General features: G+C 70.6%; 4 protein-coding genes. 2 read left to right on the forward strand and 2 right to left on the reverse strand.

The features are described 5' to 3' along the window. Nucleotides 1-68: 68 nt before the first annotated feature. Nucleotides 69-635: a peptide deformylase gene (locus LCL61_RS09215; RefSeq protein WP_340686448.1), complete on the reverse strand. Its 567-nt coding sequence runs from the start codon at nucleotides 633-635 to the stop codon at nucleotides 69-71. A gap of 158 nt (nucleotides 636-793) precedes the next feature. On the opposite strand from LCL61_RS09215, the gene LCL61_RS09220 reads away from it, so the two are divergent. Continuing rightward, a complete protein-coding gene (locus LCL61_RS09220) occupies nucleotides 794-1,105 on the forward strand; it encodes a DUF3263 domain-containing protein (protein WP_005160574.1) in 312 nt (103 codons plus the stop codon). After that, on the forward strand, nucleotides 1,102-1,746 hold the full coding sequence (locus tag LCL61_RS09225) for a LytR C-terminal domain-containing protein (protein WP_340686449.1): 645 nt from the start codon (nucleotides 1,102-1,104) through the stop codon (nucleotides 1,744-1,746). Before LCL61_RS09220 ends, LCL61_RS09225 begins: the two co-directional genes overlap by 4 nt. Nucleotides 1,747-1,800: 54 nt before the next feature. On the opposite strand, the gene LCL61_RS09230 is transcribed toward LCL61_RS09225, so the two are convergent. Continuing rightward, nucleotides 1,801-4,080 carry an AAA family ATPase gene (locus LCL61_RS09230; protein WP_340686450.1) on the reverse strand — a complete coding sequence of 760 codons (2,280 nt, stop codon included), beginning with the start codon at nucleotides 4,078-4,080 and terminating at the stop codon, nucleotides 1,801-1,803. Nucleotides 4,081-4,184: the final 104 nt, after the last annotated feature.

Raw genomic sequence — 4,184 nt, forward strand, 5'->3', positions numbered from 1 at the left:
CATCGCAAAAATTGCGATGAAAGGCCCCTTCATCGCGCGTGGAGCAGGTGCTGGAGGGGGCAGAGGGGTCAGTCGTCAGAGGGCTGAGCCTCCGGCAGCCACGTGTTGCCCGGAACGCCCCATTTGTTGGCCTTGAGCATCTTCTTCGCCGCGCGGGCGTGGCGCCCGACGAGCCGGTCGAGGTAGATGAAGCCGTCCAGGTGATCGGTCTCGTGCTGCAGGCAGCGCGCGAAATAACCGGTGCCTTCGACCTCGATCGGATTGCCGTCGACGTCGAAGCCGGTGACCTTCGCCCACGAAGCGCGCCCCGTCGGGTACGACTCGCCGGGCGCCGACAGACAGCCTTCCCAGTCGTCGTCCGGATCCGGCATCGTCTCCGGGATCTCCGAGGTTTCGAGCTTCGGGTTCACCACGACGCCCTTGTGGCGCGTGCCCTCGTCGTCGGGACAGTCGTAGACGAACACGCGCTGGTCGAGGCCGATCTGGTTGGCCGCGAGGCCCACCCCTTCGGCGGCGTACATGGTCTCGAACATGTCGTCGATGAGCGTGCGCAGCTTGGCGTCGAACTCGGTGATCTCCCGAGTCGGGTTGTGCAGCACGGGCTCGCCGGCGATCACGATGGGATGGACGGTCACGCGCGCAGTTTAGTCGGACCCTTCTGGTACACCCTTACCCATGACGCGCCGACGTCGTTACCGAGGCCGGGCGCCGCATCCGTGGTCTAATGGCGCCGCGGAATGACAAGCCTGTGGTTTCACGCCCGCCGAGCACTGACCTGATTGCGAGGAGTCGGATGGACGCCGCGGAGTCGATGGCTGAGCCCGACCAGCCGTCCCCGTCGGAGACCGTGAACGGCCTCAGCGAGCGCGAGCTCGACATGCTCGCGTTCGAACGGCAGTGGTGGAAGTACGCCGGCGCGAAGGAACAGGCCATCCGCGAACGCTTCTCTATGTCGTCGACGCGCTACTACCAGTTGCTGAACCGGCTGCTCGAGAAGACCGAAGCCATGCAGGCCGATCCGATGCTGGTGAAGCGCCTGCGAAAGACGCGAGCGGCCCGGCAGCGCAATCGCGCGGCCCGGCGACTGGGGATCGATCTCTCATGAGTCTGTTTTCGGGTCTGTCCCGGCCGATGAAGGCCGCCGGACTGGCCTTGGTCGGTGTCGCCGTGATCGCCGCCGTGATCGGCGGCATCACCCTGACCGGCGGCGGCGGTGACTCGGACACCGCGACGCCGCCCGGCAGCACGCCCACGTCCTCGGACGGCGCGACGCAGCCTTCGTCCCCGGCGCCGGGTTCGCCCTCCGCCAGCACGCCGCCCGCGTCGTCGGCGCCTCCGTCGAGCGCGCCCGCGAGTTCGGCGCCGCCTGCGAGCCAGCCAGGGCAGACGGGTCAGCCCGGCCAGCCCGGACCGGGACAGCCCGGCGGTGATCAGCAGGCGTCGCACAAGTGGGTGACGGTGCGCGTCTACAACAACAGCACGATCCAGGGCCTCGCCGAGCAGGCCGCGAAGGACTTCCGCGCCTCCGGCTGGAACGTCTCCGAGGTCAAGGGCTACCCGGGCAGGCTCCCCGAGACCGTGGCGTACTACCGGCCGGGCACCGACGAGGAAGCGGCCGCGAAGGCGCTGGCGCTGGAGTTCGGTTTCCGCGCCGAGCCCAGGTTCAAGGAGATCGAAAACATCGGCCCGGGCGTGATCGTCATCCTCACCAAGGACTACAAGACCAACGACAAGGACGGCTCCTAGCCGATCCGTGAAAGGGCCCTCTCCCTCGCGAGGAAGAGGGCCCTTTCACATACTTCAGACCTGGGTCTGCGCGTACGCCTCCAGCGCCGCGAGCTGAGCCGGGTCGAGCGACGGCCGCACGGCCTTGGCCGCCTTCGCCAGATGCTCGGCGGTGACCTCCTTGGCCTCCAGCGATTCGCGCATCGCGGTCAGCGCGGCCTCCCGGATCAGCGCCGCGCAGTCCGCCGCCGAATAACCGTCCAAAGTGGCCGCATAGGCGGCGAGGTCCACATCGGACGCGAGCGGCGTGTTCTTGGCGCTGGCGGCCAGGATCGCTTCGCGCGCGTGCGCGTCCGGCGGCGGGACGTAGACGCGGCGCTCCAGCCGTCCGGGCCGCAGGAGGGCCGGGTCGACCAGTTCCGGCCGGTTCGTCGCACCGAGGACGACGACCTCGCGCATCGGCTCGACACCGTCCAATTCGGTCAGCAGGGCCGCGACGACGCGGTCCGACACTCCGGAATCCGAGGATTGGCCGCGGCGCGGGGCGAGCGCGTCGATCTCGTCGAGGAAGATCAGCGACGGCGCGGCCTCGGCGGCGCGCCGGAACAGTTCCCGCACGGCGCGTTCGGACTCGCCGACCCATTTGTCCATCAGTTCGGCGCCCTTGACCGCGAAGACGTTCAGCGCGCCGGTGCCCGCGAGCGCACGGACCAGGAATGTCTTGCCGCCGCCGGGCGGCCCGTACAGGAGCACGCCGCGCGGCGGATCGACGCCGAGGCGGGCGAACGAGTCCGGGTAGCGCAGCGGCCACAGCACCGCCTCGGTGAGCGACTGCTTGACGTCGGTCATGTTCCCGACGTCGTCCAGCGTCAGCCCACCGGTCGCCAGGTTGTCCGAAGTGGACATCGAAATGGGACGGACGGTGGCCAGCGCGTCGAGCAGGTCCTGCTGGGAGATCCGGGGTTCGTCGGCTTCGCGTTGCCGCAGCGCGGCGCGGAGGGCGGCGTCACGGCGGAGCGCGATGAGGTCCGCGGCCACGAAGCCGGGAGTGCGCTCGGCGATCGGGCCGACGTCGACGCCGGACTCCAGCGGGGCCTCGCGCAGAAGTACGCGCAGCAGTTCCGTTCGGGTCTTCGAGTCCGGGAGCGGCAGGCCGAGTTCGCGGTCGAGCAGGTCTGCGGCCCGCAGCCGCGGATCGGTGGACTCGGCCCGCCCGGTGGTGGCGACGACGGCGAAACCCTTGGTGCGCAAGGCTTTGCGCAGGTCGTCGAGGACGACCGTCGCGAGCGGCGGCGGCTGGGACGCGGGCAGCAGTGCGTCGATGTCGGTGATCAGCAGGACAGCGGGGTCTTCGTCGTGGGTGGCCTGCTCGATCGCCTCACGCAGGCGCGCCGCGGCGACGTTCGGTTCGAGGACGGCGATGTTCGGCGCCGCGAGCGACACCACCCGCACCTTCTCGGCCTGCGCCACGGCGCGGACCAGTGTCGCCTTCCCGGCGCCTTCCGGCCCGGACAACAGGACCCCGAGATGCGCCGACGTCCCGAGTTTCGCCAGCAGCTCCGGGCGGTGGAAGGCGAGGTCGAACCATTCGGCGAGCTTGCGCGCGGCCGCTTCGGAGCCGGCGAGATCCGACAACGGCGGCACGGATTCCTCGGCCGCCTCGTCGATCCGCTCGTCTTCGACGATCTCGGCGTCGATGAAATCCTCGTGTGGCGTGGCAGGAGTGCTGCGCACCAGCGTCGTCCCGGCGCGGGCCGGAGCGGCGGCGGGCGCGGGCTCACCGGTGCGGGCGCCGTCACGCCAGCTGACCACAGTGGACGGTCCGACGGCGACCGGCCCCGACGGCTCGGTGGCGGTGACGGTGAGCAGCTCGTTCGTCCACGTCATGCCGATGGCGCGGGACAGCTGGCCGCGGACCGCGGAGACGTCGGAACCCGGCGCGGGCGCGAGATCCTGGGGGAGCAGGGAAACGGCGTCGCCGACGGTCAGGACCTTGCCGATCAGGGCGAGCCGCAGGGTGTGCGGGGAGAGCGACACGCTCGCGATACGCGAACCCGCCACGGTGACCGTCTTCGCCGCCGACACCTCCGCGGGCGCGACGACGACCTCCGAGCCCTCGGTCACGCCGAGGTTCGACATCGTGACGTCGTCGAGGAGGATCACCCCCGGGATCCCCTCCGCGTCCGACGGGGCGGCCAGCGCCGAGCTGACCCGCGCGCCCGTGACGCGGACGGCGTCCCAGGCCATCAGGCCGAGCGCGTCGAGGACTTCGGGGTGCAGCCGGACGACGCCGCGGCGGGAGTCCAGGGCGGACGGGGTGTGCCGGACGGTCAGCGTGATCTGGGGTGCGCTCACCCCGCCACCCTATCCAGCCGCCGCGCGCTCAGCCGCCGCCGCGCGGTGAGGCGCCGAAGTAGATGAAGGCCTCCTTCCTCGCGCTAGACGCGAGATCGGAAGAG

The organism is Amycolatopsis coloradensis (assembly GCF_037997115.1).
In the GTDB taxonomy this organism is placed as follows: domain Bacteria; phylum Actinomycetota; class Actinomycetes; order Mycobacteriales; family Pseudonocardiaceae; genus Amycolatopsis; species Amycolatopsis coloradensis_A.

Coding starts and splice junctions, on each gene's coding strand:
- LCL61_RS09225 (WP_340686449.1), top strand. CDS start 1,102: ATGAGTCTGTTTTCGGGTCTGTCCCGGCCGATGAAGGCCGCCGGACTG.
- LCL61_RS09220 (WP_005160574.1), top strand. CDS start 794: ATGGACGCCGCGGAGTCGATGGCTGAGCCCGACCAGCCGTCCCCGTCG.